Annotated in this window: 24 protein-coding genes and 2 pseudogenes; 12 read left to right on the top strand and 14 right to left on the bottom strand. The window is 69.0% G+C overall.

Annotated features, from left to right (window positions below; all coding sequences use genetic code 11):
- Together ABZ016_RS12775 and ABZ016_RS12770 are read left to right on the top strand one after the other, a co-directional pair.
- A pseudogene (locus ABZ016_RS12775) lies at window positions 1–429 on the top strand (ABC transporter); the annotation flags it as partial.
- Window positions 426–1,244 carry an ABC transporter permease gene (locus tag ABZ016_RS12770; RefSeq protein ID WP_356916575.1) on the top strand — a complete coding sequence of 273 codons (819 nt, stop codon included), beginning with the start codon at window positions 426–428 and terminating at the stop codon, window positions 1,242–1,244. The pseudogene ABZ016_RS12775 and the gene ABZ016_RS12770, both read left to right, overlap by 4 nt.
- Here the strand turns inward: ABZ016_RS12770 and ABZ016_RS12765 are convergent.
- Window positions 1,225–4,362, bottom strand: coding sequence for a BTAD domain-containing putative transcriptional regulator (locus ABZ016_RS12765; protein ID WP_356916574.1), 3,138 nt, complete (start codon window positions 4,360–4,362; stop codon window positions 1,225–1,227). The two genes, ABZ016_RS12770 and ABZ016_RS12765, sit on opposite strands and share 20 nt — an antisense overlap.
- Window positions 4,363–4,579: 217 nt before the next feature.
- On the opposite strand from ABZ016_RS12765, the gene ABZ016_RS12760 reads away from it, so the two are divergent.
- Window positions 4,580–4,873 carry an AbrB/MazE/SpoVT family DNA-binding domain-containing protein gene (locus tag ABZ016_RS12760; RefSeq protein ID WP_079130912.1) on the top strand — a complete coding sequence of 98 codons (294 nt, stop codon included), beginning with the start codon at window positions 4,580–4,582 and terminating at the stop codon, window positions 4,871–4,873.
- Between the two features lie 218 nt (window positions 4,874–5,091).
- Window positions 5,092–5,214 carry a hypothetical protein gene (locus ABZ016_RS12755; RefSeq protein ID WP_319205803.1) on the top strand — a complete coding sequence of 41 codons (123 nt, stop codon included), beginning with the start codon at window positions 5,092–5,094 and terminating at the stop codon, window positions 5,212–5,214.
- A 111-nt stretch (window positions 5,215–5,325) separates the two neighbouring features.
- Here the strand turns inward: ABZ016_RS12755 and ABZ016_RS12750 are convergent, their stop codons facing one another.
- The 4 genes from ABZ016_RS12750 to ABZ016_RS12735 form a co-directional block, all read right to left on the bottom strand.
- Window positions 5,326–6,348, bottom strand: a complete 1,023-nt coding sequence (locus ABZ016_RS12750) for a LacI family DNA-binding transcriptional regulator (protein ID WP_356916573.1) — start codon at window positions 6,346–6,348, stop codon at window positions 5,326–5,328.
- A gap of 78 nt (window positions 6,349–6,426) precedes the next feature.
- Window positions 6,427–7,257, bottom strand: coding sequence for an ATP-binding cassette domain-containing protein (locus tag ABZ016_RS12745; protein ID WP_356916572.1), 831 nt, complete (start codon window positions 7,255–7,257; stop codon window positions 6,427–6,429).
- Window positions 7,254–8,267 (bottom strand): ABC transporter permease, encoded by a 1,014-nt coding sequence (locus ABZ016_RS12740; protein ID WP_356916571.1) that lies wholly within the window; start codon window positions 8,265–8,267, stop codon window positions 7,254–7,256. The genes ABZ016_RS12745 and ABZ016_RS12740 overlap by 4 nt, the downstream gene beginning before the upstream one ends.
- Window positions 8,268–8,422: 155 nt before the next feature.
- On the bottom strand, window positions 8,423–9,439 hold the full coding sequence (locus ABZ016_RS12735; protein ID WP_356916570.1) for a sugar ABC transporter substrate-binding protein: 1,017 nt from the start codon (window positions 9,437–9,439) through the stop codon (window positions 8,423–8,425).
- Window positions 9,440–9,690: 251 nt separating this feature from the next.
- On the opposite strand from ABZ016_RS12735, the gene ABZ016_RS12730 reads away from it, so the two are divergent.
- Together ABZ016_RS12730 and ABZ016_RS12725 are read left to right on the top strand one after the other, a co-directional pair.
- Complete coding sequence (locus tag ABZ016_RS12730) at window positions 9,691–10,668, top strand: carbohydrate kinase (RefSeq protein WP_356916569.1); 978 nt, start codon at window positions 9,691–9,693, stop codon at window positions 10,666–10,668.
- A gap of 15 nt (window positions 10,669–10,683) precedes the next feature.
- A complete protein-coding gene (locus ABZ016_RS12725; protein ID WP_356916568.1) occupies window positions 10,684–10,983 on the top strand; it encodes an antibiotic biosynthesis monooxygenase family protein in 300 nt (99 codons plus the stop codon).
- A 114-nt stretch (window positions 10,984–11,097) separates the two neighbouring features.
- Here ABZ016_RS12725 and ABZ016_RS12720 read toward each other — a convergent pair whose 3' ends face one another.
- From ABZ016_RS12720 to ABZ016_RS12700, 5 genes are all read right to left on the bottom strand, one after another.
- The gene (locus tag ABZ016_RS12720) at window positions 11,098–12,192 is read right to left on the bottom strand and encodes an ABC transporter ATP-binding protein (protein ID WP_356916567.1); all 1,095 of its coding nucleotides are present in this window, start codon (window positions 12,190–12,192) and stop codon (window positions 11,098–11,100) included.
- Window positions 12,189–13,037 carry an ABC transporter permease gene (locus ABZ016_RS12715; protein WP_356916566.1) on the bottom strand — a complete coding sequence of 283 codons (849 nt, stop codon included), beginning with the start codon at window positions 13,035–13,037 and terminating at the stop codon, window positions 12,189–12,191. The genes ABZ016_RS12720 and ABZ016_RS12715 overlap by 4 nt, the downstream gene beginning before the upstream one ends.
- Complete coding sequence (modA, locus tag ABZ016_RS12710) at window positions 13,034–13,840, bottom strand: molybdate ABC transporter substrate-binding protein (protein WP_356916565.1); 807 nt, start codon at window positions 13,838–13,840, stop codon at window positions 13,034–13,036. Before modA ends, ABZ016_RS12715 begins: the two co-directional genes overlap by 4 nt.
- A gap of 166 nt (window positions 13,841–14,006) precedes the next feature.
- A complete protein-coding gene (locus ABZ016_RS12705) occupies window positions 14,007–14,402 on the bottom strand; it encodes a helix-turn-helix transcriptional regulator (RefSeq protein ID WP_356916564.1) in 396 nt (131 codons plus the stop codon).
- A 70-nt stretch (window positions 14,403–14,472) separates the two neighbouring features.
- The gene (locus tag ABZ016_RS12700; RefSeq protein ID WP_356916563.1) at window positions 14,473–14,982 is read right to left on the bottom strand and encodes a hypothetical protein; all 510 of its coding nucleotides are present in this window, start codon (window positions 14,980–14,982) and stop codon (window positions 14,473–14,475) included.
- Window positions 14,983–15,305: 323 nt separating this feature from the next.
- Between ABZ016_RS12700 and ABZ016_RS12695 the strand changes: the two genes are divergently transcribed.
- From ABZ016_RS12695 to ABZ016_RS12685, 3 genes are all read left to right on the top strand, one after another.
- Entirely contained in the window at window positions 15,306–16,934 is a 1,629-nt protein-coding gene (locus tag ABZ016_RS12695) for a helix-turn-helix domain-containing protein (protein ID WP_356916562.1), read from the top strand.
- 363 nt (window positions 16,935–17,297) lie between these two features.
- The gene (locus tag ABZ016_RS12690) at window positions 17,298–18,761 is read left to right on the top strand and encodes an amino acid permease (protein ID WP_356916561.1); all 1,464 of its coding nucleotides are present in this window, start codon (window positions 17,298–17,300) and stop codon (window positions 18,759–18,761) included.
- Between the two features lie 198 nt (window positions 18,762–18,959).
- A complete protein-coding gene (locus tag ABZ016_RS12685; RefSeq protein ID WP_356916560.1) occupies window positions 18,960–19,250 on the top strand; it encodes a peptidoglycan-binding protein in 291 nt (96 codons plus the stop codon).
- Window positions 19,251–19,737: 487 nt separating this feature from the next.
- On the opposite strand, the gene ABZ016_RS12680 is transcribed toward ABZ016_RS12685, so the two are convergent.
- Together ABZ016_RS12680 and ABZ016_RS12675 are read right to left on the bottom strand one after the other, a co-directional pair.
- Window positions 19,738–20,307: a hypothetical protein gene (locus ABZ016_RS12680; protein ID WP_356916559.1), complete on the bottom strand. Its 570-nt coding sequence runs from the start codon at window positions 20,305–20,307 to the stop codon at window positions 19,738–19,740.
- A 241-nt stretch (window positions 20,308–20,548) separates the two neighbouring features.
- Window positions 20,549–20,899 (bottom strand): hypothetical protein, encoded by a 351-nt coding sequence (locus tag ABZ016_RS12675; protein WP_356916558.1) that lies wholly within the window; start codon window positions 20,897–20,899, stop codon window positions 20,549–20,551.
- Window positions 20,900–21,346: 447 nt separating this feature from the next.
- Between ABZ016_RS12675 and ABZ016_RS12670 the strand changes: the two genes are divergently transcribed.
- Complete coding sequence (locus ABZ016_RS12670) at window positions 21,347–22,042, top strand: DUF4190 domain-containing protein (RefSeq protein ID WP_356916557.1); 696 nt, start codon at window positions 21,347–21,349, stop codon at window positions 22,040–22,042.
- A 219-nt stretch (window positions 22,043–22,261) separates the two neighbouring features.
- Here ABZ016_RS12670 and ABZ016_RS12665 read toward each other — a convergent pair whose 3' ends face one another.
- Complete coding sequence (locus ABZ016_RS12665; protein WP_356916589.1) at window positions 22,262–22,720, bottom strand: HD domain-containing protein; 459 nt, start codon at window positions 22,718–22,720, stop codon at window positions 22,262–22,264.
- A 218-nt stretch (window positions 22,721–22,938) separates the two neighbouring features.
- Between ABZ016_RS12665 and ABZ016_RS12660 the strand changes: the two genes are divergently transcribed.
- Window positions 22,939–23,325, top strand: a complete 387-nt coding sequence (locus ABZ016_RS12660; protein WP_356916556.1) for a response regulator — start codon at window positions 22,939–22,941, stop codon at window positions 23,323–23,325.
- A 313-nt stretch (window positions 23,326–23,638) separates the two neighbouring features.
- Window positions 23,639–24,154, top strand: a complete 516-nt coding sequence (locus tag ABZ016_RS12655; protein ID WP_356916555.1) for a hypothetical protein — start codon at window positions 23,639–23,641, stop codon at window positions 24,152–24,154.
- Between the two features lie 349 nt (window positions 24,155–24,503).
- Here ABZ016_RS12655 and ABZ016_RS12650 read toward each other — a convergent pair.
- Window positions 24,504–25,151, bottom strand: a pseudogene (locus ABZ016_RS12650) (GntR family transcriptional regulator); the annotation flags it as partial.
- Between the last annotated feature and the right edge of the window lie 420 nt (window positions 25,152–25,571).

Below are 25,571 nucleotides of genomic sequence, written 5' to 3'. Positions count from 1 at the left end.
CAGATCATCCGCGAACTCGTCGCCGACGGCGTCACCGTCTTCCTCACCACCCAGTACCTGGAGGAGGCCGACGAACTCGCCGACCGCATCGCCGTGCTCAACGACGGCAGGATCGCCGCCGAGGGCACCGCCGAAGAGCTGAAGCGGCTCATCCCCGGCGGACACGTCCGGCTCCGCTTCACCGACCCGGCCGCGTATCAGTCGGCCGCCTCCGCGCTGCGCGAGGTCACCCGGGACGACGAGGCGCTGGCGCTGCAGATCCCCAGCGACGGCAGCCAGCGCGAACTGCGCTCCATCCTCGACTGGCTGGACTCGGCCGGCGTCGAGGCCGACGAACTGACCGTGCACACCCCCGACCTCGACGACGTGTTCTTCGCCCTGACCGGCCCGACCGGCATCCCCGACCAGCCCAAGGAGAACGTCCGATGAGCACCCCCCAGGCGCCCGCCCGCCCGACCCGGCTCTCCCTCGCCGTCCGCGACTCCCACACCATGCTGCGCCGCAATCTCCTGCACGCGTGGCGCTACCCGTCCGGAACCCTGAACCTGCTCCTCACGCCCATCATGATGCTGCTGCTCTTCGTCTACATCTTCGGGGACGTGATGAGCGCGGGCATCGGGGGCGGCGGCGCCGACCGCTCCGAGTACATCGCCTACATCGTCCCGGGCATCCTGCTGATGACCATCGGCAGCACCGTCATCGGGGCCGCGGTGTACGTCTCCATGGACATGAGCGAGGGCCTCATCGCCCGCTTCCGCACGATGGCGGTCTACCGAGGTTCGGTGCTCGTCGGGCACGTCGTCGGCAGCGTGGTGCAGTCGGTCGCCAGTGTGGTCCTCGTCGGTGCCGTCGGGGTGGCCATCGGCTTCAGGTCCACGGACGCCACGGCCCTGGAGTGGCTGGCGGCGTTCGGGCTGATCGTGCTGTTCGCCCTGGCGCTCACCTGGATCGCGGTGGGGATGGGCATGGCCAGCCCGAACCCCGAAGCGGCCAGCAACATGGCCATGCCGCTGATCCTCCTGCCCCTCATCTCGAGCGCCTTCATCCCGGCGGACACGATGCCGGGCTGGTTCCGGCCGATCGCCGAGTACCAGCCGTTCACCCCCGCCATCGAGACCCTGCGCGGACTCCTCCTCGGCACCGAGATCGGCACCAACGGGTGGATCGCGCTCGCCTGGTGCCTCGGCCTGACCGCGCTCGGCTACCGCTGGTCGACGGCGCAGTTCAACCGCGACCCGAAATGATTGCCCGGGCGGCTTCCCACAGCCCGTCCCGCCCCAGGGCGGCGTACTCCGACACCGCGTCGGCGTACGCCGCCCCGTCGGCCTCCTCGGCGGCCCGCCGGGCACGGTCGACGGACATCGTCGGGAACGCCTGCGACACGTGCAGCCGCTCCGCCAGAGCCAGCAGCCGCACCGCCGAGGCGACGCCGCCGGTGGCCAGCCGGACCAGGCCGAGGGCCAGCACGTCGGCGCCCGACACCGGCATTTCCCCGGCCGGGCGGGAGCCGTCGGCGAGCGTCGTACGCAGCCGGTCCTCCAACTCGGCCACCAGAGCGGCGACCGGCTCCAGCCGCCCGGCGTACGCGTGTGCGACCACCGCGTAGGCCTCGAGCGCCCGCACCCACGCGTCCATACCGGGTCCGGCGTACGGAGAGTCGCTCGCGCGCAGCCCCTCAGCGGCCAACCGCCACCGCTTGAGCCCCAGCTCGGTCAGCCCGCGGGCCAGCGCGATCTCGGCCCGGGCGGCCAGATCGGTCGTGAAGGCCGAGGCCTGCTCCGACGGCAGGCTCCGCTCCACCCGCCGCTGCCACTCCTCGGCCTCGTCCGGCTCACCGCGCTGCAGGCAGGCCAGCACAAGACCCCGGCGCAGGCCCATCGTGGGCGACTGGTCACTCAGGTGCTCCAAGGCATCCAGCGCCGCCAGCAGATGCCGGTATGTCTCCTCGCCCAGACCGGCGTCCCCGTACAACTCGCTGCAGCGGGAGTGGCCGAGCAGCCTGAGCGACGGGTTGGGCACGGCGTCGACCGCGGCGAGCAGCCGGCGGGCGGCGGACAGCGCGCGCTCGTGCTCGCCCTCGTGCTCCCAGAGATAGCTGGCCACCGCCTCGGCGACGCCCGCCAGCAACGGCGCGTCGCTCGCGCACAGTTCCTCCAGCGCCTCGTAGCCGGGCGGGCGCATCTCCGGAAGCGCGCACAGCACGAGGGCGAGCGCCCGCAGCAGCGTGTCCGGCTCCGCGGGCGGCAGCCGGCGCAGGGTGACGAGATGGCGCGTTCGGAGCGGGCCGTACCCCACGAACGGGGCGGTGACGCAGGCGGCGCAGAGGGCGCGGGTGACCTCGGTGTGCCGGGCGTCGGGGCGGTAGTGCGACAGCGGCGCCGCGGTGTCGGCGGCCAGGGCGAAGACCCGGTGGAAGCTCGTCGAGTCGGTGAGCCAGACCCCGGCCAGCACCGCGCCGGCCGCCGCGGTGGTGGCGTGGTCCTCGCGGGCCAGGGCGAACCGCAGGGCGAGCACCAGGTTGTCCTGCTCCGCGCGCAGCCGCGGCCAGTGCCGCAGTGGCTCAGGGCCGAACAGCACGTCGTGGTTGGCCAGTCCGAAGTCCCGCGCCCAGCCCAGGAACCGGTCCGTGACCGCCTCCTCCTCCCCGGCCGCCGCCCGCCGGGCGGCGCTGAACTCCCGCACCGTCTCCAGCATGCGGAAGCGGATCCCGGCCGCGGTGTCGCCGGCCTTCAGCAGCGACTGGTCCACCAGCTGCTCCAGCAGGAACAGCGCGTCGCCGCCGTCACCCAGCAGCTGTTCCGCCGCGCCCTCGGTGAAGCCGCCGGGGAAGACCGACAGCGCCCGCAGCGCCGCCCGCGCGTCCTCCTCCAGCAGATTCCAGCTCCACTCCACGACCGCGTGCAGCGTGCGGTGCCGCTCGGGCGCGTCCCGGGCCCCGCCGCGCAGCAGCGCGAACCGGTCGCCGAGGCGGCGGGCGATCTCGGGCACCGACAGCACCCGCACCCGCGCCGCCGCCAACTCCACGGCGAGCGGCAGCCCGTCCAGATGCCGGCACAGCTCCGCCACCGCGTCGGGCGGCAGCTCGACGCCGGGACGCGCGGCTCGGGCCCGCTGCCCGAAGAGTTCGATCGCGATGTCCGGGCTCAGCTGCGGCAGCTGGTACACCGCTTCCGAGCTCAGCCCCAGCGGCGCCCTGCTGGTGACCAGCACCCGCAGGCCCTCGGACCGCGCCACCAGCTCCCGCACCAGCTCGGCGGCGCCCAGGACCACCTGCTCGCAGTTGTCCAGCACCAGCAGCGCGGGGCTTGCGCCGAGGGCGGCGACGATCGAGGCGGGTACGTCCGCGCCACCGCCGTACGCCCCTCCGCCCCCGCGTGGCGCATCCCCACGGCCGAGGACCGACGCCACCTCGCCTGCCACGTCCTCGTCCGTACCGACCCCGGCCAGCGAGACGAAGTGGACCACCCGCTGCTCCGCCTGGCGGCTGACGGCGTACGCGAGCCGCGTCTTGCCCAGCCCGCCGGGACCGACGATCGAGACCAGCCGGGAGGAGCGCAACAGCCCGCCCACCGCCACGAGGTCCTCGTCCCGCCCCAGCAGCGGATTCGGATCGTGCGGCACCCCGTACCGGACCACGGGGGCCTCGACCCGCAGCAGCTCCTGATGCACGGCCTTCAGCCCGGCGCCCGGGTCGGTACCCAGATCGTCACGGAGCTCGCGCCGGTACGCCTCGAAGCGGGCGAGCGCCGCCGACGCCCCGGCCGTGGCCGCCTCGGCGCGCAACAACTCGGCCAGCACTTCCTCGTCGCGCGGCGCCCCGGCGAAGACCCCGGTCAGCGGCGCCATGGCCTCGGCCCGCCGCCCCACCCGGGCGAGCGCGAGCGCACGCGAGCGTACGAGGGACTCGTGGCACGGCGCCCGCTCGGCCCGCAACTGAGCCACCGGGTCGCCGGGTACGGCGTCGGCGACGGGGGCGGCGTCCCAGAAGGCGAGGCCCTCCTCCGCACGCGCCAGGGCAGCGGCATGATCCCCGGCCCGCGCGTACCGGACGCTCGCCTCGGCACACCGCACCACCACCGAACTGTCGACCTGCTCCTCACCCAGCGCCAGCCGGTACCCGCTCGGAGTGCTGACGACGACATCGGCGCCGAGCTGCGAACGGGTCCGGGAGACCAGGATCCGCAGCGCGTTGCCCGGGTTGGCCGGCAACTCGTCCCGCCACAGCCCCTCCACCAGCCGCGCGGTGCTGCAACCGGAGCGCAACTCACCCGCGAGGAGCGCGAGCAGCCCACGCAACCGGGGCGCGGTGACCTCCTGCCCGCGGTAGGCCACGCGCGACAGGAGGATCAACTCGGTTTTCACTCGGTCAGGTTAGCGACAGTGGAGAGTTTGGGCGGCTGGTCAGAGCCGGTGCCGGCCGGGCGTGCTCAGAGCCGCAGGACATCCATGAGGCCCATCGTCTACTACCAGCGATGGTAGAATGTGAGAAAGTAGGAAACTTGGAGAGTCGTAATTTGGCGAGATCCTGGGTAGTCTGAGTAGCGAAGGAGACATGGAAGGTGAGAGTGGGAGGTCATCCATGGCTGCGGCTACGTTCCAGGCCAGCGTGCGCGACAAGGGGCAGCTGACGCTGCCCGCAGGCGTACGTGAGGCACTGGGGGTCTCCCCAGGTGACGAGCTCGAGTTCGAGATCAACGACGCCGGAGTCGTCGAGGTTCACGGACTGAGGAAGATCCGCACCGATCAGGCCTGGTTCTGGACGGAGCGGTGGCAGGCGGGTGAGCGCGAGGCCAGCGAGGACATCGCGGCTGGGCGCACGACCCGCCACGAGGACGTGGACGGCATGTTCGCGCACCTCGACAAGGAGAGCTGACCCCGACGCACCTGGAGGCCCTATTGCCGACTTTCGCAACGACTGCCCGTTTCGACCGCGACTTCAAGAAGCTCCTCCCGAAGGAGCGAGAGCGGTTCGAGGACACCGTCCGGAACAAGTTCGTACCGGATGTTGCGACTGGGCAGTTTCGGCCCGGCCTCCGGGTCAAGCCGGTCCAGGGAGTCAGGCTCCCTGACGGCGAGCGTCCCATCATGGAAATGACCTGGGCGCCTGACGGGCGTGCCACCTGGCAGTACGGAGACGAACTCCGCGAGGGTGAGCCGCACGTCATCTGGCGCCGGGTCGGTGGACACGAGATCTTCGATCCCGGTCCCGCCTGAGGAACCGAGAGCGGCCCACCCGTTACACGTGGGAGGGCCGCTCTTGTGTCGCGCCGGTGGGGTCGTGTCGCGCCATGGCGGACGTCTTCCCCCCGCGAGAATGCGGGCCGCCTACGGCTTGGGCGCCGGTTGCTCCCCCGACCCCCGGACGATCAGACGGGTGGGCACGGTGATGGTGCGCGCCCGGGAGCGGTCGCCGTCGAGCCGGGCCAGGGCGGTGGCCGCGGCGCTGCGGCCGATCTCCTCGGGGTCCTGGGCGACGACCGTCAGGGCGGGTTCCAGTGCTTCGGCGAGGGACACGTCGTCGAAGGCCACGACGGCCACGTCCTTGCGTTTGCCGCGGGCGAGTTCGGCGACGATCCCGAGCGCCATGATGTTGTTCCCGGCGAACAGGGCCGTGGGGGGAGCGGGCAGGTCGAGGAGCTGAGCCGTCACCGCCTCCGCCCCCTGCTGATCGTGCGCACTGGCGACCAGCGAGCGGTCGTAGGGAATGCCGGCTTCCTGCAGGGCCGCGCGGTATCCGGCGAGGCGTTCGCGGCGGGTGTAGAGCTTGGTGGGCAGGTCGCCGACGAAGCCGATGCGGCGGTGCCCGTGGGCGATGAGGTGGGCGACGCCCTCCTGGGCCCCCGCGCGGTTGGAGCTGACGATGCTGTCCGTGGTCAGGCCGACCCCCGGCCGGTCGAGGAAGACGACGGGCAGCCCCGCCGTACGGTGCGACTTGAGCTCGGAGTGGTCGGCGCCGACGGACGGCACGACGATCAGGATGCTGACGCGCCGGGCGAGGAACTGTGCCGTCAGGGCGCGTTCGCGCTCGGGGTCGTCCGCGGACGACCCCATGAGCAGTGTCAGTCCACGGTCCCGGACCGTCTCCTCGATACCGCGGGCCACGGCTCCGAAGAAGGGGTTGGCCAGGTCGGGGACGACCAGCCCTATGGTCGTGTCCGGACCGCCGACGCGGATGTTGCGGGCCATGAGGTTCGGCTGGAAGCCCAACTTGGCCACCGCGGCGAGTACCTGTTCCCGCGTCCGCGCCGAGACGGGCCCGTCCTCGTTGAGGACGCGGGAGACCGTCTTGGCGCTCACACCTACTTCTCGGGCGACATCGGCCAAGGTGGGGCGGCGGCTCGCTGCCATGGAGGAAACCGTCTCCTGGGTGCTCCCGGGTTCCGGGCCGCGGCCTCGGCCGGAACGTGCGAGAGCGGGGTTGCGTTGTCAGGTGGCCTGTACTCCGGCGGCCTTCGCGGCCTCGGAATCCGCTACGACAGTATCTCCGGCCTCGTCGACGGTGAGCGCACCGGTCATGATGGCCACGACCTCCGCCATGGAGTAGTCGGAGGGCTTGATCACAGCGGCGCGCCGGCCCAGCCGGTGGACGTGGATCCGGTCGGCGATCTCGAAGACATGCGGCATGTTGTGGCTGATCAGGACGACCGGCATGCCCTTGTCCCGGACCCGGCGGATCAGGTCGAGGACCTGTCCGGACTCCTTGACGCCGAGGGCGGCGGTGGGTTCGTCCATGACGACGACGCTGCGGGCCCAGGCGACGGCGCGGGCGACCGCGACGGCCTGCCGCTGTCCGCCGGAGAGCGTCTCGACCGACTGGGTCAGCGAGCGCAGGCCGATCTTCAGGTCGGCCATGTGCTCGGCGGCCTCCTGACGCATGCGCTTCTTGTCGAGCATGCGGAAGGCGCTGCCGAGGATGCCCGGGCGGCGCAGCTCGCGGCCGAGGAACATGTTCGAGGCGATGTCCATGGAGGCCGCCACGGCGAGGTCCTGATAGACCGTCTCGATGCCGTGGGCGCGTGCGCTCTGCGGGCCGGAGAACTGGATCGGCTTCCCGTTCAGGCGTATCTCGCCCTCGTCCGGCACCACCGCTCCGGTGAGGGCCTTGATGAGGCTGGTCTTTCCGGCGCCGTTGTCGCCGATGACCGCGAGCACCTCGCCGGGCATCAGGTCGAAGTCGGCACCGTCGATGGCGGTGACATGGCCGTATCGCTTGACCAGACCGCGAGCTTGCAGAACGGGGGTCTCGGTGGTGGTCATCGGGCCTTCCTCCGGGAGATCTGGTCGACGGTCACCGCGAGGATCACCAGGACACCGGTGATCAGGGTCTGGTAGATCGAGGCCACGCCCATCAGCTGGAGCCCGTTGCGGAAGACGCCGACGATGAGGACGCCGATGAACGTGCCCAGGACCGACCCGCGTCCGCCGAAGAGGCTGGTGCCGCCGAGCACCACGGCGGTGATGCTGTCGAGGTTGTCGGTCTGCCCGGCCTGCGGGTCACCGACTCCGGTGCGGGAGATGAGCAGCAGGGCGGCGATGCCGTAGAGGAGACCGGCCACGGTGTAGACACCGATGGTCAGCCGGGAGGTGCGGATGCCGTTCAGCCGCGCCGCTTCCGGGCTGTTGCCCAGGGCGTAGACGTGCCGCCCCCAGCTGGTGCTGCTCAGCGCGTACGCGAGGAGGAGGAACAGGGCGATGGTGACCAGCGAACCGTAGGTGATGTCGGTCCTGCCGAGCGGGAAGGTCTGCCCGAGCGCCGTCAGCGGGCCGGGCAGGTTGCTGACCGTCTGCTCCTCCGAGTAGATGTGCGTCAGCGCGAACGCCACGTTGAGCATGCCGAGGGTGACGATGAAGGGCGGCAGCGGGATCTTCTTCACCAGGGCCCCGTTGAGCATGCCGAAGCCACCGCAGACGACCAGGCCCAGCGCGATCGCGGCGAGGGGCGGCAGGGAGCCCTCGGCGGCCATCTTGGCGATCACGATGCTGCCGAACGCCATCACCGCCCCGCACGACAGGTCGATGCCCGCGGTCAGGATGATCAGCGTCTGGCCGATGGCCAGCGTGCCGACGACCATGACCTGCTGCACGATCAGCGAGAAGTTCCCGCCGGTGAGGAACTGGTCGGTCGAGACGGAGAAGAAGACACAGGCCAGGAGGAGGGCGACCAGGGGGCCGGTGGTCGGTTGCGTGAGCAGTCTGCGGACCGTGGTCGGCGCTTTGAGCTCCGCGTACGGCGTGGACGTGGAGGGTGGCGTGGACGTGGCAGTCATGCGAGGTCCTTGTCGGAAGACAGAAGTCCTTGTCCGTCCTTCTCGGGCGGCAGGAGGACGAGGGGGCGGCCGTCCCGCGGCGGGGAGGAGGGGCCGGCCGCCCCCCTGAGGCGGGTTGAACGACGGTGGCTACAGGGGCAGTCGGAGGCGGCTGCTCAGCCCCAGCAGTTCTCCAGGCCGTAGGCGGTGTCCTTGGAAGCGACCCCGTCCTGCGCCTTGTCGGTGATCAGGGTGACCCCGGTGTCGGTGTAACCCGACGCCTTCTTGCCGTCCTTGGCGTACGTCACGACGGCCTTGACGCCCTCGGCGGCCATCTTCAGCGGGTACTGCTGCGAGGTCGCGGCGATCTTGCCGTCCTTGACGGCCCGGGTGCCGGTGCAGCCACCGTCGACGGAGACGATCAGGACGTCCTTCTCCCGGCCCTTCGCCTTGAGCGCGGTGTACGCGCCCAGCGCGGCGGGCTCGTTGATCGTGTAGACGACGTTGATGCCGGGTTCCTTCTGGAGGCAGTTCTCCATCGCCGTCTGGCCCTTGGACTGGTCGCCGCCGGTGTCCTGAGCACAGGCGACGTCCTTGTCGGTGGCGCCGAAGCCCTTGAGGAAACCGTTGTGCCGCTGGACGCCCACCGACACACCCGGCGCGAGGTCCAGGGCGGCTATCTTCGCGGTCTTGCCCTTCATGGCGGCCTTGGCGTACTCGCCGATCAGCTCGCCGGCCTTGAGGTTGTCGGTGGCGAAGAGGGCGTCGACCGCGCTCTCCGGCTCGGTCGGGGTGTCCAGGGCGATGACCAGGACTCCCTTGGCCTTGGCCTTCTCGATCGCGGGCACGATCGCCTTGGAGTCGCTGGGGGTGATCAGGATGCCCTTCACACCGGAGGCGACCATGTTCTCGATGGCCGTGACCTGACCGGCGTTGTCGCCGTCGAACTTGCCGGCCGCGGTCATGAGCTTGACCCCTTCGGCCTTCGCGGACTTCTCCGCGCCCTCCTTCATCTTGACGAAGAACGGGTTGGTGTCGGTCTTGGTGATGAGACCGACCTTGACCTCGCCCGAACCGGTGCTCGCGCTGCCCGATCCCGATCCGGATCCACAGGCGGTCAGGGTGAGGGCCGCGATGCCCGTGCACGCAGCGGCTCTGAGCAAGGAGGAGGGCAGACGGGAGGTGCGTGACATGAACGGCTCCAGCGGGATGTCGGGCGGGTGGCCGGCAGCGGGGCCTGCCGTCCCGCGATGTCAACGATGACTGATGTCATCGTTGACACTGCTTGGCGAGGATGATGGACTCCGTTCCCCGGCAACGTCAATGCCTTTCACCCGTCACAAATCGGCAACGCACCTCGGCGGTCGCCCGCCCGAAGCCGCTCGTCGGCATGCCCGCGGCATGCCCGTTCGCCGCTCCGCGCGTTCCCAGAGAAGAGCAGCCCATGAGCCCGCGCCAGATCACCGTCCTCGGCGAATGCGTCGCCGACGCGTTCACCGAACCCGCACGTGCCGGGAACGAACTCGCTCTGCGCGTGCTGCCGGGCGGCGGACCCGCCAACACGGCGGTGGCCCTGGCCAGGCTCGGCACTCCGGCCCGCTTCCTCGCACGGTTGTCGGGCGACGTGTTCGGCCGCCTCTTCCGGGCCCACCTCGCGGCATCCGGCGTGGACCTCACGCACGCCGTCGACGCCACCGAGCCCAGCACCCTCGCCGTGGCCGAACTGGACGCCCGGGGCCAGGCCGCGTTCTCCTTCCACGCCCAGGCCACCGCCGACTGGCAGTGGACGAGCGCGGAACTGGCCGGGGTGGAGCTGGCCGGCACCGCCTGTGTGCACACCGGGTCGCTGGCCCTGGTCCAAGCCCCCGGGGCGGTGGTGGTGGAGGACTTCCTGGCAGCGGCCGCTCCCCGGGCCACCATCAGCATCGACCCCAATGTCCGCCCGCTGCTGGTGCGCCCCGAGGTCTACCGCGCCCGGCTGGCGCACTGGTGCGGCCTCGCGGACGTACTGCGGCTGAGCGAGGACGACCTGGACCTCCTCCTGCCCGGCACGCCGCCCGAGCAGGCGTGCGACACCTGGCATGCGGCGGGGGCACGGCTCGTCGTGATCACACGCGGCGCCGACGGCGCCCTGGCCTCCCTCGACGGGGAGCGGGTCCAGGTGCCGGCGGTGGCGACTCAGGTCGTCGACACCGTCGGAGCGGGGGACTCCTTCACCGCCGGCCTGCTGCACCACCTCGGCGCGCACGGACTCCTCGGCGGCAGACTGACGGACCTGAGCCTCGCCGATGTCGAGGCAGCCTGCCGGTTCGCCGCGCAGGTCGCGGCCCTGACCTGCTCGGCGGCCGGACCCAACCCGCCCTGGCAGGACCAGCTCGCACTGGATCCGTCCGTCGACCGGCACCTCGACTCCACCCACTGACAAGGACGGGAAACCATGACGAAAACCCTGCTCGCCGAGTTCACCGCCCGAGAAGGAGCGGAGGACGAGGTCGCGCGTCTGATCCGGGACTACGCCCTGAAGGTGCGCGAAGAGGAAGGCAACCTGGCCTTCGACGTCTACACGAAGACGGCCGACCCCCGCGCCTACTGGATCTTCGAGGTCTACCGCGACGAGGACGCCTTCCGGGCACACCTGAACGCCCCCTACGGCACCCCGTTCAACGCCGCCCTCATCCCGCTGATCGAGGAGGACGCATCTGTACTCACGTTCCTCGAGGACTTCGACCGCACCTGAATCCACTCACCCGCCCACATGATCACCATTGACGTGCGCGGGGTGATGACAGCCGACGATGTGGTGTCCCTCGGTCGCCGACGCCGCCGCGGTGGCCGAGAACTCAGCGACTCCTCACGCCGGGTACGCGTGCGTCTCGGCCGCCTTCACCGCCGCCCAGACCGTGGCTCCGGGATGGAGGTCGAGTTCGGCTGCGGCGACCGTGGTGAGGTCGGCGATCAGGGAGAGGTCGCCGGTGAGGTCGGCGCGAATCTGGTCCCCGTGGGTCTCCAGGCCGGCCACCTCGCAGCGCCACAGGTTGCGGGCGCTGGAGCCGGTGGGGCGGTCACGGTGGAGGGTGACGGCGCTGGGCGGGAAGGCGACGAAGACCGGGCCGGTGAGGTCCTCCGTGGTCGTGATCGCGGGGCCGGTGCCGACATGGACGGTGTGTCCTTCTGCCTGTCCCCGATAGAGGTTGAGGCCGACCAGGTGGGCGATGTAGTCCGTGCGAGGGCGGCGGGCGATGTCGGACGGGGCGCCCTCCTGGACGACCTGGCCGTCCTCGATGACGACGAGGTGGTCGGCCAGAACCATGGCGTCGAGCGGGTCGTGCGTGACGAGTACGGCGACCGCCTCGAAGTCGGCCAGGTGGCGGCGGAGTTGGGCGCGGACGTCGAGGCGGGTGCGGGCGTCGAGGGCGGCGAGGGGCTCGTCGAGGAGGAGCAGACGGGGGTGGGTGGCCAGGGCGCGGGCGAGGGCGACGCGCTGGGCCTGGCCGCCGGAGAGACGGCGGGGTTTGGCGGACGCGTGGGCGGTGAGGTCCATGCGCTCCAGCCACTCGGCGGCCTGGGCGCGGGCCTCCGCCTTGCCGGCGCCGTGGCAGCGCGGCCCGAAGGCCACGTTGTCGAGGGCGGTGAGGTGAGGGAAGAGCAGGTAGTCCTGGAAGACGACGCCGACCGGCCGGGATTCCGGCGGCGTACGGTCCAACTCCGCCCCGTCCAGCCAGAGATGGCCTCCGGCGAGCGGTACCAGACCGGCGAGGGCACGCAGGGCGGTGGTCTTGCCGGCGCCGTTGGGGCCGAGCAGGGCGACCACGTCGCCGGGCGCCGCCGTCAGTTTCACGTCGAGGCGGAAGGAGCCGCGCTCGACCACCAGCCGGGTGTCGAGACCTTCCCCTGCCGGGCCGGGTGCTCCGGCGGCATCCTCAGCGGTCTTCTCGGCGTCGGTCATGAGGCGGTCATCCAGCGATCACGCAGCCCCGCCAGAACCGCGATGGAGACGGCGAGCAGGACGAGGCTGAGGGCGATGGCCGCCTCCGGCTCGCTCTGCAGGGCGAGGTAGACGGCCAGGGGCATGGTCTGGGTGCGGCCGGGGAAGTTGCCGGCGAAGGTGATGGTCGCACCGAACTCGCCGAGCGCCCGCGCCCAGGCCAGCACCGCGCCGGCCGCGATGCCGGGGGCGATGAGGGGCAGGGTGACGCGGCGGAACGCGGTGAAGCGGGAGGCACCCAGGGTGGTGGCGGCCTCCTCGTAGCGCGGGTCGGCGGCCCGCAGCGTGCCCTCGACGCTGATGACGAGGAACGGCATGGCGACGAACGCCTCCGCGACCACGACCCCGGCGGTGGTGAAGGGGAGGGTGATCCCGAACCAGGAGTCCAGCCACTGCCCGATGACGCCGTTGCGACCGAGCGCCATCAGCAGGGCCACACCACCCACCACCGGGGGCAGGACGAGAGGCAGAGTGACGAGGGCCCGCACCAGGCCGCGGCCGGGGAAGTGAACACGGGCCAGCAGCCAGGCGAGCGGCACCCCGAGGACCAGGCTCACCGCGGTCGCCGCCGTGGCGCAGATCAGCGACAGCTTGAGGGCCTGCCATACGTCGGGGCTGGTCAGCTGCTGGGGCAGGCTGTGCCAGGGGGTCCGTACGAGCAGGGCGATCAGCGGCACGATCAGGAAGGCCAGGCCGATCAGCGCGGGGAGAAGCAGGGGCAGCGGGACGCCGGTCCGGACGCGCCGGCGCCGCGGACCGCCCCGGAGGGTGTCGGTCGCGGTGTCGGCCTTGTCGGTCGGGATCACGGCTTGAGGAACCCGGCCCCGGTCAGGACCTTCTGCCCCTCGGCGGACCGCACGAGCGCCATGAACGCCTTGGCGGCCTCGGGGTTCTGCGCGTCCTTGAGGAGGGCGATGGGGTAGTCGTTGACGGCGTCGGCGGACTCGGGGAACTCCACGCCCTCCACCTTGTCACCCGCGGACTTCACGTCGGTCTTGTACACGACCGCCGCGTCCGCCTCCTTCAGCTCGACCTTGGTCAGGGCGGCCTTGACGTCCTGCTCGTAGGAGACGGGGGTCAGCTTGAGCTTGCTCGCGTCGAGGGCCTTCTGGGCGGCGGCGCCGCACGGCACCTCCTTGTCGCACAGGACGACCTTCAGGCCGGAGCCGGTGAGGTCCTTCAGGGAGTCGACCTCGTCCGGGTTGCCCGGCAGGGTCGCGATCTCCAGCTGGTTGCGCACGAAGGTGGCCGGCGTGCCGGAGGCGTCTCCTGCGTCCGTGACGATCTTCATGGTCTTGGGGCTGGCCGAGGCGAACACATCGGCGGGCGCGCCGCCGGTGATGCCCGCGGCGAGCGAGTCGCTGCCGCCGAAGCTGAAGGTCACCTTGGTGCCCGGGTGCTGCTTCTCGAACTCCTTGCCCAGCGTCGTGAAGCTCTCCTTCAGCGAGGCCGCGGCGAAGACGGTCACCGTGCCGGACAGCTTGCCCGAGGCGGACGCCGAGGAGCCCGGCTCCGCCGACGAGGAGCAGGCGCCCAAGGCCAGCACGGCAACGGCTCCCCATGCGGTCACCTGCAAGGGGCGGCGCGTCCGGCGCACGGTACGGGACATCACGGATCTACTCCCTCTGGTCCTGAGTGTGCACGCACCGATGATAATGCCGCAGATGCGAGGGGAAAGTCCGCTGTCACTTCGCATGAGCCGCAACTGTGATCTGAACAGCTGGCATGTGCGTTTGTACCGGAAGGGTGTCCGGGTCTGAACCAGGGACTTTTGCTCAGGTCCGGTCCACGTGCACGTTCGTCGACTTCACCCGGGCCGTGGCCTCCACTCCGACTTCCAGCCCCAGCTCCTCCACGGCCTCCCGCGTCAGCAACGACACGAGCCGGTGCGGGCCGGCCTGGATCTCCACCTGCGCTGCCACGTCGCCGAGCTTCACGGCGGTGACGATGCCGGGGAAGGCGTTACGAACGGACGTGTACGAGGTGTCCCCCTCGGGACCGCCGCTCTTGGCCAGCTCCACGGAGAAGGCAGCCAGGTCCTTCCCGTCGATGAGCCGCCGACCGCTCTCGTCCCGGTGCGTGGCCACCCGCCCGGCGTCCGCCCATCGCCGCGCGGTGTCCGGACTCACCCCGAGGAGCCGCGCGGCCTGGCCGATTGTGTAGGACTGCATGAGCATCAAGATAGAGGTCGGAACCCTGATGGGGCGGTGGCGGCGATGTCATGAAGTGCGGTCGTGCGGTTCAACTCCGGGCGGCTGTGTTCTCGGTCCGCAGCGACCACTCAGTCATGGGCCCCCACTTCAACTCGGCCCCCTCAACCGCGAGTACGCCGGTCACGTCGGGCACGGTGACGACATCGTCGAACCGGTGGCCTCGTCCCGCGAGCACACGGATGCATCGCCCCTTCTCGTTGTAGATGCCGATCCGCCCCCCGACATCGCCGAACGCCACGGCGAGCCGAGTCCCCGGCGCCGGGCACTGGAAGAATTGCGACGCGCCGCCCTTGATGTTCGGCGGCAGCGGACCCACGGACATCGCGTCCAGGAACCGGATCTTCCACCGTCCCGACATCTTCCAGCCCCGCATGATCCGCACTGATTCACACTGCCCGGGCTCAAGAAGAATGTGCGCCCTCTCCCGTCCGATCCCCGACGAGCCGGCGGGCTGCTCCGTGTACCGTCCCCGGGGCTCGGTCACGCCGACGACCTCGAACCCCAAGCTGGCGATCCACCCCCAGGCCTCGATCACCACAGGGCGCCCACGCAGCTCCTTCGGCACCTCGATGACCCGCGACCCGTACCCCGAGAAGTAGTGCTGAGCACCCGACCCGCCGAGCATTTCGCCCCCTCCCTGAAGAGCCAGAAGATTCACCATAGGACAGCGGTCACGGGGGAGCGGTGTGTCCGCGGCGACGGCAGCGGCTGCGGCGGCTCGGTGCCGATGGCGTCGTAGCCGGCGTGACCAGTACGGCATGTGCTCGGTCCCGTGCCGGACGGCACATGCTCCAGGGCGGAACTTGTCGCCGGACAGATAACATCAGGACTCCGGCGTGGCTCCGAGTGAAGGCGACGATCATGGATCCGGCCGCGGTATCTCCCCTCCCCGCGAGCATCAGCCTGCGCGAGTTGCTGATGGCTCTGGGCGATTCGCTGGTGGAGGTGCAGGCGGCTCCCGCAGGACTCGACGTCGAGATCCGCGGCGTGGCCCTGCTCGACCCCGAGGAGCCGCCGACCACCCAGCCGGGCGAGCTGGTTCTCGTCATCGGTGCCCGGGGCCGAGCCGCCTATCCCGCACTGCGGGCCGCCGGGCGCGACGGAGCCGCCGGCGTCGTGGTCAAACTGGATACTCCCGGCCAGGCCGCGGCTCTCAGCGAGACCGCCACCGAGGCCGGGGTCGCCCTGCTCTCGCTGCGCAGCGAAGCACGCTGGGAACAAGTGCACGCGCTGGCCCGCGCCGCCCTCGACGACGCACCGCCGGGCCACCGCGGCGAAGCCGACGAGAGCGACCTGTTCTCGCTCGCCCAGACCACCGCCATCCTCACCAGCGGCATCGTCAGCATCGAGGACGCCGCCAACCGGGTGCTGGCGTACTCCCGCTCCACCGACTCCGACGAGATCGACGACCTGCGACGGCGGTCCATCCTCGGCTGGCAGGGACCGGAGGCGTACCTGGCGAAGCTGCGCGAGTGGGGTGTGTTCCAGCACCTGCACTCCAGCGACGAGGTGATCAGCATCGACAGCCACCCCGAGCTGGGGATCCGCCGTCGGCTCGCGGTCGCCATCCGGTCCGGGGAGCGGCAGTTGGGGACCATCTGGGTGCAGGAGGGCTCGACACCGCTGTCCGAACACTCGGGCCAGGCACTGCTGGGTGCCGCCCGGGTCGCCGCGCTCCACCTGGTGCGCCGCCGCCGGGAACTCTCGGAGAACCTGACGTTCACCCGAACCCTGCTGGCCGGGCTTCTGGAGGGGAACACCGGGCCACAGCCGCTGGCCACCCACCTGGGATTCGACGCGACCCGCCCGGCCGCCGTCCTGGGCTTCTCCTACGGAACCGCGGAGGCCGTCGCCGCACCGGAGCTGACCCATGCCGAAGTCACCAACCTGGTCTCCGTGCACATAGCCGCCCGGCACCGCAGCGCGCTGGTCGCGCAGGTCGACCCCCGCATCTACGTGCTCCTGCCCCAGCTGCCGCGCAGCATCGACATAGACACGCTGCGCGGCTGGGGTCAGGAGATCACCGACGCCGTACGCCGGCACCTGGGCCTGCCGCTGCGTGGCTCGGTCGGTTGCGTGGTGCCCACGCTCGGCGACGTCACGGAGTCGCGCCGGGAGGCCGACCGCATCCTCGACGCCATGCTGGGAGCCGACGTACCCACCACGGTCGCCGCGTTGCCGGACATCCAGTCGGAAGTACTGGTCAGCGAAGTGCTGACGCTGCTGTCCGACCACCCCGAGATACGCGACCCACGGCTGACCGCCCTCGTCGCCCACGACAGCCGGCACCAGGGCCGCCTGGCGGAGACCCTCCTGACCTACCTGAATTCCTTCGGTGACGTACGGGCGGCCGCCGCCCAGCTGCATGTGCACCCCAACACGCTGCGCTACCGCCTTCGCCGGGCCGAGGAGCTGACCGGTCTCGACCTGAGCCGTCCTGACCAGCGTCTGCTCGCCATGCTCCAGCTGCGGCTGCCACCCGGCACCTGATCCCGCTTCCCCTCCGCATTGGCGGGCCGTACAGCCATCGGCGGCGAATTCGTCGTACTGGACAAGCCTGCCGCCCCATGCCCCCACATACGCTGACGCAAATCTCCTCCCGGAAGTGAACCGGAAGTGAAACGGACCGCCTCTCATGAGGAGGCGGGCGCAGCGCGGACGTGCCGGTGACGACCCCATCACCGGCACGGCATCCGGATACCGCGCCGTCGCACCCTGAACGCTCTCGGAAGCTTCGAGGCCATCGCCCTCCCTCGGTGATCTGCGAACCGGTGGCCGGTGAAGAAGTGCCCCAGCAACCACGGCAGCCACTCCCCACACGGCTTCCCCACCCCTCAACGGATGGATGTCGACATGACCACACGTCCCCCAGGTGCTCCGGCCCCTGACACCGCCCCACCCGCCGACGGTCAGTCGTCCCCGGAGCAGGCAGGCCTGAAGGCCGGTCTCAAGAACCGCCACCTGTCCATGATCGCCATCGGTGGTGTGATCGGCGCCGGCCTGTTCGTGGGCTCCGCCTCCGGTATCGCCGCCGCGGGGCCCGGCATCCTGCTGTCGTACGCGCTGGTCGCGGCCCTGGTCGTGTTCGTGATGCGGATGCTCGGCGAGATGGCCGCGGCCTACCCGACCTCCGGCTCCTTCTCCGCTTACGCGGACCGGGCGCTGGGCCGCTGGGCCGGGTTCTCGATCGGCTGGCTGTACTGGTTCTTCTGGGTCGTCGTGCTCGCCGTGGAGGCGACGGCGGGTGCCGTGATCCTCGAAGGGTGGGTGCCGGCCGTGCCGCAGTGGGCCTGGGCCCTGATCGTGATGGTGGTCCTCACCGCCACCAACCTGATCTCGGTCGGTTCCTTCGGCGAGTTCGAGTTCTGGTTCGCGGGCATCAAGGTCGTCGCCATCGGAGGGTTCATTCTCCTCGGCGGACTGGCGATCTTCGGTGTGCTGCCCGGCTCCGACCACGCCGCGACGGGCTTCGGCAACCTCACCGAACACGGCGGCTTCCTGCCGAACGGCTCCGGAGCGATCCTCACCGGCATCCTGCTGGTCGTCTTCTCCTTCATGGGCAGCGAGATCGTCACCCTCGCCGCCGCCGAGTCCCCGGACGCGCGGAGGGCGGTCGCGAAGGCCACCCGGAGCGTCATCTGGCGGGTCGGCGTCTTCTACATCGGCTCGATCCTCGTCGTGGTCGCCTTGCTGCCGTGGAACGACCCCGCGATCGAGAAGAAGGGGTCGTACGTCGCGGCCCTGGACACGATCGGCATCCCGCACGCCGGCGAGATCATGAACTTCATCGTGCTGACCGCCGTGCTGTCCTGCCTCAACTCCGGCCTCTACACCGCCTCCCGCATGGCCTTCTCCCTCGGGCAGCGCGGCGACGCCCCGCGGTCCTTCGTACGGACGAACGCGCGAGGTGTCCCGCAGCCCGCGATCCTGGCCTCCGTGGCCTTCGGCTTCGTGGCGGTCGCCTTCAACTACCTGTGGCCGGACACGGTGTTCCAGTTCCTACTGAACTCCTCGGGCGCGGTCGCGCTCTTCGTCTGGCTGGTCATCTGCTTCTCGCAGCTGCGGATGCGGGGGATCATCCTGCGCGAGAACCCGGAGAAGCTCGTCGTCCGGATGTGGCTGTTCCCGTATCTGACCTGGGTGACGATCGCGATGATCTCGTTCGTGCTCCTCTACATGCTCACCGACGACAAGGAGGGCGGCGGACGGACCCAGGTACTGCTCTCCGTGCTCGTGGCCGCTCTGGTGATCGCGATCGCGCTGGTCCGGGAGCGGAGGCGCCCGGACAGCGCCAAGGACGCGGTCGCGCCGCAGTAGCGGTCGCGGACGCTGCGCTGGGCTTGGCCGAGGTGACGTAGGGTGCCCTCTGTTTGCCGGGAGGGCACTCCGAGCTCCTTTTTTCGCGGATAGGGGATACCGCGGTAACGATCCTCAGATATCCGCCAATCGTATGAACTTACCCATGCGAAAAGGCGTGAACATGCTGGCAACGGTGGATATGCCTAACATGCAAACATGAGTACAGAAGACGGCTACGTCCCCTTTCCAGGGGCCGGTTGGTTCAGAAGTGAGCCCAGCAGCCCGATCATCAAGATGATGGCCATGCGCCTGGTCGAAGAGGGATGCTCCGAATTCGGTCAGACCGGCCCACCCTCGGCCCACCCTCTCAGTGGACGTCAGTGGACGACACACCACCGCGACTGCTACGCCAAGTGGCAGCGGAAGTGCGGGTACCGGGGTGCGGACGCGGACGGCTGGCCCGGCGCAAAGTCCTGGGCCAAGCTCCGGGTGCCCTATGCGGAGTGACGGTAACTCAACTTGTAGCGCACCCTCACCGCCGCCTACCGGAAGGCCGACTACTTCGCCCGCAACGTCCGCACCATCCAGGTCCTCGTCGACCGCGAGCCCATCCTCACCGGAGCCGCCGCCGGCGGAGAACAGCCCTGGAAGTACTACGACCTGGGCGAGAGCTATTGCAGCTACGACTTCTTCGCCAAGTGCCCCCACCGGCTGGCCTGCGCGCGCTGCCCGTTCTACGTCCCCAAGCAATCCAGCCGCGGACAGCTCCTGGCCGTCAAGGACGGCATCGACCAGATGCTCGAACAGCTCAATCTGACCGACGACGAACGCGAAGCCCTCGAAGGAGACCGCGAAGCGGTCCGCGCCCTGGCCGAACGACTCGCAGACACGCCTACTCCTGCAGGTCCCACCCCAGGAGAGCTGGGAAGCACCAGCAGTTTCATTCCACTGTCCCAGGTCCTTTATTTGTCCCAGGAGCCACATGAGCACCAATTCACGCAACCAAGAAACGAATAAGGAGCGCGAAAACCGAAGAAGCAACGAACGAGCCTAGCGAATAGTAGAAAAGGCGCACAGATTTCTGCATCTGGCCATACCTTCGATGATGAGCCCTAATCACGATCCACAGTTCCGAGATCGCGTGCTCAAGCGCATCGGCCATCCGAAGGTCAAGCTGCCCCTGCCGGAAATCAGCGAGCGATCCCACATAGCGGACCGTATCGGAGTGACTGAAGGCAGGCGCAAACGGCGTCGATTCGACTCCATAGCGAACAGACCAGCCGAAACGATTGATCAAAGAGTCAGCAGCGAACGCGACCGACAGGGCAGCGAAGACCAACGTGGACGCCGTCGCCACAAAGAGTAGGTAGAGAAAGATTCTCTCCTGCGGAGCTGAGACGCTTACTGATACCGCAGCCACACCGGCAGAAGTGAAGGCATTCGCACTGAGCAGGACAGCTGCTCGATTTGCCACCGCTGAGCGCAGTTCATCACATCGAACAATGTGCCACTGAATCAACGCGAGAAGTTCTTCAGGCGCACATTTCCCTGAACCATTCCCCATATCGCCCCCCGTCGACGACAGCTACCTTCCCGTCAACCTCTGATCCTTACACCTCCGTTCATGCGCCTGAACACAGCCAGTGACGAAACAGGGCCAGGGGGCGTCCAGTCAACGTTCCCCCAAACGCCCCAGCTTCCTCAACGACGCTCCACCCTCACTCCACAGAGGAGATCCCCTCTGTCTCAATTCTCAGGCGCAGTGGTCCCCGGGGTCCGCCTGTATGCGCGCTCCTCCGCCGCTGTCAGATGCTGGTATCCGCTCCTCGGCGTCGGAACACCCGCCGAGTGCCGCGCATGAACAGGATGAAAACCGTCCGGAAGACCATGAACCCAGTGGTGAGGGCGAGTGCACGGGCCATCACATCGATGATCGTGGTCCAGGGATCGGGTAGGTCAAGAAGGAACGAGAGCTCCCCGAGCGCTGTGGCCAGCCCGAACGTGAACGGCAGCCATTCCCAGTGAGTCCGTGAGCCCCGTCTGACTGTTGCCTTCCGCCTGTGCCGCCTCTGACGAGTCACCAAGCTGAGGATGACGCTCAGGACGATCATCGATGCGGGCACCCATAGATCTGACCAGTGCACCGTGAGCTGCACGGCTCCTCCCCTTTACCGCTCTGAGCCCTGCTTGTACGGGCGGTGAGCCTATCGCGCGGCCGGCGGCGGCCTCGGGCGTCCTCACTGCCTCACTTGATCGCTCTTTACGCTGGTCAGCGTCAGTGAGGTGATCCAGTGGGGCAGCGAGTCACTGCCCCACTGACGCGTCACTGAGTCTCGGCGAGCTCCTCCGCACTCCGCTCCAGAGCGCGCTCGACGCTCTCCCGGCCCACCACGGGACAGCCGTCGTAGGGACCTTCAAGTGCCCCCGGAAACGGCCTCTCTGACGCTCACCGCAAGCTCACTCACCGACAGGCAGCGGGGGCCCGGCCTCGCCGCCCCCGGCAGTTCGTAACGATCAGGTGAATAACACCAGATCGAGGCAACCACACAGCAGCTCCACAAGTCACCCACTCGCAACTCACAACGCAAGTCCCAGGGGGGACCATGAGCCAGCAGTACCCGCCCCAGACCCAGCAGCCCGGCTACGGCGAGCCCCAGCAGCCCGGCAGCAACGGCCTGGCCACCACCGCACTCGTCCTCGGCATCATCGCCGTCGTAGTCAGCTTCATCCCTGTCCTCAACGTCGTCGTCTGGCCGCTCGCGATCCTTGGCCTCATCTTCGGCGCCATCGGCCTCTCCAAGGCGGGCAAGGTCCGCAAGGGCAAGGGCGCCGGCATCACCGGCCTCGTCACGTCGGCCGTAGCGATCATGATGTTCTTCGCCATGAACGCCCTGTTCTTCTCCGCCGTCGACAAGGCCAGTGAGGAGCTGGACAAGTCGTACGACTCCACCACCGTCGGCGACGGTAAGTCCAAGACCGGCGGCGCCAAGGAGTCCGAGGTCATGAAGGACTTCAAGGTCACCAAGTGCGACGTGGTCACCGGCGACCTCGGCATCAAGGAGATGGCCATCCACGTCGACTACGCCAACAACGGCGACCGCCGATACTCGTACTTCGTTGAGGGCGAGGTCCTGGCCGACGGCAAGAAGGTCAACGACTTCATGTCAACCGCCGAGAACCTGGCCCCGGGCCAGAAGTTCACCGACAAGGACGCTGGTGCGCTGGTGAACGCGGACGAGATCAAGGACGCCAAGAAGCTCGAGTGCAAGACCCTCAAAGCGTCCCGCACTGACTTCTGATCGCTGACGTCGCGCGACGCTGACCACCAACCCCAGGCCTCGCCGCCCACCCCACAGCGGCGGGGCTCGCTGCATCATGGAGACCATGGAGTCGCAGCGCGGCACGGGCGCCGGCCGGGCTGGAGCGGGGCGGAGGCAGGAGTAGTTGTAACTCAGTCAGTCGGCCAGGCTTGGCGGCAGTTCAGTGTTCTACGGCCGGTGGACGACTGGCAGTAGGAGTCAGCTCGACTCGCCCAGCGTGCTCCGCAGCCAGTCCAACGGGTCCGTCGCCAGCAGTTGGTCGGTCAGTTCGTTCGCGGTCTTCGTGACGAGGCGACCGCGGCTGTTGTCGATCCACCGCTGTGCGTGCCGATAGCCCTGGGCTTTGTACTCGACGCCCTGCAGCATGCATTCGAGCTTGTCCGCGTCTCGCGTGCAGATCGCTTCGGGAGATTCCCGGGCCTCGTACTCGCCGATCAGTTCGCGCACCGTGGACGCGAGCGCTTCGGGCATACCCGCCACCTGGTCGGCAGTGACCACCGCGGGGTCGGCTTCACCGGCACCGTACTTCTTGGCCAAGTGGTTGACGTCCCCGGTCCTGGTCTCCTGCGAGTCGTGCCACACCGCCAGGAACGCGGCACGGGCAGGGTCGGCCCCCTCCAGTTTGGCGATGATCGACGCCTTATGGAGCAAGCTCATCGGAACGGTTCCCGCAGTACTCTCGGTGGCCTTCGCCGCCACGGTGTACTTCACTCTGCGAGGAACAATCGTTCAACGCATGGTGCCGCGGTTGACCGCCGTACGCGCACTCGGAGTTGAGGTCGAGCTCGCTGGCGAGTTGCTCGATCGCGCTCAGGATGAGAGCACGACGACTGTCACTGCGACTGCCAGGCGTACGGCGTTGGGCAGGCTGGAGCATGCTTGCAGACGTTCTGCGAGGCGGCAGAGTGCTGTGGGTTGATGACCGCCCCGAGGGCAATGCCCCGCTGGTCGAACTCTTCCGCACCGCCGGCATGCATATCGATGTGACCCAGTCGACCGAGGAGGCCACACCCCTGTTTCGCCGCAGGCCATACAACATCATCGTGAGCGACCTTGACCGGGACGGCGATCGGCAAGCAGGGATCAAGATGCTGCGGCGGCTGGAACAGTACAACATCGACGTTCCGGTGCTGATCTACACAGGGCGATTCGATCCGGAGAGGGGCGTTGATCGCAGGATCTTCGCTGCCACTACCGCGCCTGTCGAATTGGTCCACTACGTAATTGACCTCATGGAGAGGGCGCGGTTGGGGTCACTCTGACCTCGCGGTTGGTGTCTCTGGGCACTGGCGAGAAGCACCTCCTCTCGCCTGAGCGCCACCCCTGGGGGAACGCATATCGCGTGGGTCCCCTGACCTGGGGTTTCGCAGTCTGCTCCAGCTCGACCGTCAGTGCCGGTGTCGGCGTCGGGCGCCCGCGCACGGCCCCGAGACGGCCCAGGCTTCGACCCCGATCGGGTCTGCCCCACGGATCAACTCGGCGTCATCAGTGGCAGTATGCAGAGCTATGGATCAGGGGGTAGCGGCCGTCCTGGGCGCAGCCGTAGGCGTCGCCGGGGCCGTGGGAGCGGCGGCCATGACCTACCTCGGGGTGCGACACCAAGCGGCCGTCACGGCCGAGAGTGAACACCGCCGAGGTGTCAGAGCTGAAAGAGTCGAAGCGTTCTCCGCCTTCATCGAGTCAGTCCAAGGCGCACACGCCGCCCTGATCGCTGCACGCGTTGAGCTGGGGGCGCTTGGTAGTGCGTCCGATGAGACTGAGGCGCTGGAAGACGCGGAATCAGTCCTTGAGCACATGCAGACCGCGAGCTCTGACATCGCTATTGCGGCCAAGTGGCAGGCAAAGATTCTCATCCTGGGTCCTCAGGGGCTCGTATCCAGCTCCATCGATGTGCTCCAAGCGCTACGTGCCCGAGCCTCTGCGATGGGCCACGCCACACCTATGATCATGAACGGGGTGGACGGTGCCGACCATTGGCAGGAGCGAGAGAGCGAAGCCAGTCGTTCCTGGACCGACGCCTTCGGAGCGTTCACCGCCAGGGCGGCGCACGCCTTGGAAGGACGGGAGATACCGACGCCCAGGAGCGAATAAACCCGTGTGAACGGAGACAAGGGCCAGCACCCGGCTCCGGAGGGCGCTTGGTGCTTGGAGAACGCAGCAGGTCACGGCCCTGTACGTGCGAGGTCAGACGGGACGAGTCCACGGATAGTCCAGGGCCAACTGACCAACGCTTCTGGAGTTCGATCCGAGCGCAGCCCAGTGGCGCTACTCCCGTGGAGAAGGTTGTAACTCAGTAGGACTGCTGGGCCTGTGTTGTCTCGGCCTGACGCGTCGGTCCCAGCTGGTGGTTGCCAGTGGCCGTGGTCGTCCATTGGATCGGGCTTCGTGAGCCCTGCCTTCAGCCGATCCTCGATTTCCCGTCTGCGTCGTATCAGAAGTCCTAGGAGAGTGTCAGGTCCGTCGTAATGGTTTCCCAGAGGCCGTCGAACCACTTCTGCGATTGATCGACGAAAGTCGCGTCCCGCATGCCCATCCGGCGCTCGAAGGGGAAGAGGAGAGACGCGGCGCCGACGGTGTCGTACATCTCCAGGGTCTGACTCTCCATCTCCACCTCCCGCTTGGTGAGCATGTAGAACGCCATCAGAGCCTCCGTCCCGTTGAGGAGGTACAGCTTCACGGGAGGGGTGAAGGGCAGCGCGCGGAAGGTCACCCGGACGTCGATGCCGTGCATCGAGCGCAGCGCCAGCAGATTGTGACGCAGGACGTGCCCTTGGGCGTTGCGCTGCTCGAGCCAGCGCTGGTGGACCGGGTCGTCGTGGGGGAGCTTCACAGATCTGTCCCCGGGGCTTTCCATAGAGATCGGGAACGCCAGGTTGATCTTTCGGGAAGGCAGCAGGATCCGCACGTCGATCGACCGGGGGCGGATGCGGCCCTCGTGGATCAGCCGCACCGGTTCACCCAGCGCTAGCATCAGCGTCTCCGCGGTCAGACAGGCCGCGTCCACGCGGACTTCCGGCGCCGCGAACGCCTCCGCGAGCCTCGGTGGCAGCCCGACCATCGTCGGCTGCGGCACGTCCGCAAGGCGCAGGGGCGACGGTGTGGTGAGCGAGGTATTCGGTGGCGGCGGTGCCCCCTGTCTGGCCGTGGCTGCGCTGTGATCTCCTGCGGGTGGCGAGGCGGGGGCGGGGAGATCACTCAGGAGCTCAAAGGTGTTGCGGCGCTGATGGCTTCCGGACCGCAAGAATGTGTCGTCGGGCTCAATGCCTTCCACCAGAGAGGTGGACGCAACCGAGTCCCGGTCGACCGCGAGCACTCTTTCCGCGTCATCCGTCGAAGACCCACGGCGGGCGGCGGCTCGGGCGCGTTCCAGAGTATGCCAACGGTCCCTCCAGACCAGGAGTTCGGGGTCACGCCGTTCGGGCGGTTTCACCTCTTCGCCGTCGTCATAGGAGAGCAGGACGCGCACCAGCCACAGCAGTCGGTCCAGGGAGGCCGGGCCCCGCCGTCC

It is taken from the genome of Streptomyces sp. NPDC006372 (assembly GCF_040612515.1).
Lineage (GTDB): Bacteria > Actinomycetota > Actinomycetes > Streptomycetales > Streptomycetaceae > Streptomyces.
This window is presented reverse-complemented; position numbering and strand designations above follow the sequence as displayed.

Bases quoted from the DNA above. Each gene is read 5' to 3' on its own strand.
- ABZ016_RS12745 (WP_356916572.1), bottom strand. From the start codon at position 7,257: ATGACCACCACCGAGACCCCCGTTCTGCAAGCTCGCGGTCTGGTCAAG.
- ABZ016_RS12720 (WP_356916567.1), bottom strand. From the start codon at position 12,192: ATGACCGACGCCGAGAAGACCGCTGAGGATGCCGCCGGAGCACCCGGC.
- ABZ016_RS12685 (WP_356916560.1), top strand. From the start codon at position 18,960: ATGAGTACAGAAGACGGCTACGTCCCCTTTCCAGGGGCCGGTTGGTTC.
- ABZ016_RS12705 (WP_356916564.1), bottom strand. From the start codon at position 14,402: ATGCAGTCCTACACAATCGGCCAGGCCGCGCGGCTCCTCGGGGTGAGT.
- ABZ016_RS12735 (WP_356916570.1), bottom strand. From the start codon at position 9,439: ATGTCACGCACCTCCCGTCTGCCCTCCTCCTTGCTCAGAGCCGCTGCG.
- ABZ016_RS12740 (WP_356916571.1), bottom strand. From the start codon at position 8,267: ATGACTGCCACGTCCACGCCACCCTCCACGTCCACGCCGTACGCGGAG.
- ABZ016_RS12670 (WP_356916557.1), top strand. From the start codon at position 21,347: ATGAGCCAGCAGTACCCGCCCCAGACCCAGCAGCCCGGCTACGGCGAG.
- ABZ016_RS12730 (WP_356916569.1), top strand. From the start codon at position 9,691: ATGAGCCCGCGCCAGATCACCGTCCTCGGCGAATGCGTCGCCGACGCG.
- ABZ016_RS12755 (WP_319205803.1), top strand. From the start codon at position 5,092: ATGACCTGGGCGCCTGACGGGCGTGCCACCTGGCAGTACGGAGACGAA.
- ABZ016_RS12660 (WP_356916556.1), top strand. From the start codon at position 22,939: ATGCTTGCAGACGTTCTGCGAGGCGGCAGAGTGCTGTGGGTTGATGAC.
- ABZ016_RS12760 (WP_079130912.1), top strand. From the start codon at position 4,580: ATGGCTGCGGCTACGTTCCAGGCCAGCGTGCGCGACAAGGGGCAGCTG.
- ABZ016_RS12770 (WP_356916575.1), top strand. From the start codon at position 426: ATGAGCACCCCCCAGGCGCCCGCCCGCCCGACCCGGCTCTCCCTCGCC.
- ABZ016_RS12725 (WP_356916568.1), top strand. From the start codon at position 10,684: ATGACGAAAACCCTGCTCGCCGAGTTCACCGCCCGAGAAGGAGCGGAG.
- modA (WP_356916565.1), bottom strand. From the start codon at position 13,840: ATGTCCCGTACCGTGCGCCGGACGCGCCGCCCCTTGCAGGTGACCGCA.
- ABZ016_RS12750 (WP_356916573.1), bottom strand. From the start codon at position 6,348: ATGGCAGCGAGCCGCCGCCCCACCTTGGCCGATGTCGCCCGAGAAGTA.
- ABZ016_RS12695 (WP_356916562.1), top strand. From the start codon at position 15,306: ATGGATCCGGCCGCGGTATCTCCCCTCCCCGCGAGCATCAGCCTGCGC.
- ABZ016_RS12690 (WP_356916561.1), top strand. From the start codon at position 17,298: ATGACCACACGTCCCCCAGGTGCTCCGGCCCCTGACACCGCCCCACCC.
- ABZ016_RS12665 (WP_356916589.1), bottom strand. From the start codon at position 22,720: ATGAGCTTGCTCCATAAGGCGTCGATCATCGCCAAACTGGAGGGGGCC.
- ABZ016_RS12655 (WP_356916555.1), top strand. From the start codon at position 23,639: ATGACCTACCTCGGGGTGCGACACCAAGCGGCCGTCACGGCCGAGAGT.
- ABZ016_RS12680 (WP_356916559.1), bottom strand. From the start codon at position 20,307: ATGGGGAATGGTTCAGGGAAATGTGCGCCTGAAGAACTTCTCGCGTTG.